This is a genomic window from Pseudoalteromonas sp. SG44-8 (assembly GCF_014164125.1).
Lineage (GTDB): Bacteria > Pseudomonadota > Gammaproteobacteria > Enterobacterales > Alteromonadaceae > Pseudoalteromonas > Pseudoalteromonas rhizosphaerae.
On record NZ_JACJEQ010000072.1, the window covers coordinates 1 to 1,319 of the forward strand.

The 1,319-nt window shown below is 49.7% G+C and carries 1 protein-coding gene; it reads right to left on the reverse strand.

Annotated elements, in window-relative coordinates; translation table 11 throughout:
- A partial coding sequence (locus H5163_RS20990; RefSeq protein ID WP_182735894.1) for a tandem-95 repeat protein occupies positions 1-1,319 on the reverse strand: 1,319 nt, incomplete at both ends.

Here is a 1,319-nt window from a genome sequence, read left to right on the forward strand (position 1 = left end):
GCATCATTGACTGGGTTCACGGTCATGGTGACAGTAGCAAGGTTAGATATCGCGCCATTGCTGTCTTTAACTGTGTAAGTAAAGCTGTCGTCACCATAGTAATCTGCATTGGCGGTGTAAATGATTGCCCCCGTTGCTGTTACTTGAGTTTGCCCATTGCTTGGTGCACTGACAACCGTCACACTGCTCACATCTAAGCTGTCGCCGATATCAACATCACTGTCGTTACCCAATACGTTGACTTCAAATGAACCTTCTTCTTGCAGTTGGGCGGTGTTATCTAGCGCCACTGGTGCATCATTCACGGCATTAATGGTCAGTGTGACGGTCGCTGGGGTTGAGCTTAAGCCTTCGCTGTCTGTTAATGTGTAGGTGAAACTAAATACCCCATTCACATCTTGGCTTGGCACGATAGCTAAACTACCATCTAGGTTAACGCTGACTGTCGCAAAGTCGTACATGCCCGCCCCCGTGCCTTGGTTTTCAAGGCTTACGTTGGCAGCATTAAAGCCACTGTCTTCTACGTCTGAGTCGTTTGCTAAAATAGCTAACGTTGTTGCGGTATCTTCATCAGTCGTCACTGCATCATTAGCAACAACTGGACGGTCATTCACCGCACCTATATTTACCGTAACGGTTCCTGGCAGTGATACACCGCCTTCGCTGTCGGTAATGGTGTAGGTGAAACTGTCTTGCCCTGTAACGTTCGCATCTGGGGTATACACAAAGGTGCCCGCGGCTTGGTCAAACACCACTTGCCCTGAGCTTGGCGCTCTGACTAAGTTAATCGTGCCCGTTGGGATGGTGTCTTCCACATCACTGGCCAGTGAACGCACATTGGTCACTGCTGATGCGGTGTCTTCATCCACACTTAAGCTGATAGCTTGTACCTCAGGTAGGTCGTTCACTGGGGTAATGGTGACTGTCACTGTCGCCGCTGTTGAGGTATTCAATGCCGCATCTTTTACCGTATAAGTAAAAGTGTCTGTCCCCGTTACATTGCTATTCGGTGTATACGTGGCAATGCCGTTGGTGATACTTACCGTGCCTTTACTCGCGGGTAATACGATGGCCGCTGAAGCGACCACTAGGTCATTTTCTGCATCACTGTCATTCGCTACCAAGCTAAAGTTCACTGGCGTGTCTTCTGCAGTGGTGGCACTGTCATCCATGGCAACCGGTGCATCAGCAACCGGCGTTACCGTAAGTGTTACTGTCTGTACCGCCGATAACGCACCTGCGCTATCACGAACTTGGAAGGTGAAGCTGTCGCCGTGGTTTTCACTGCCGTCATGTTGATAACTAAAGCTACCATCACT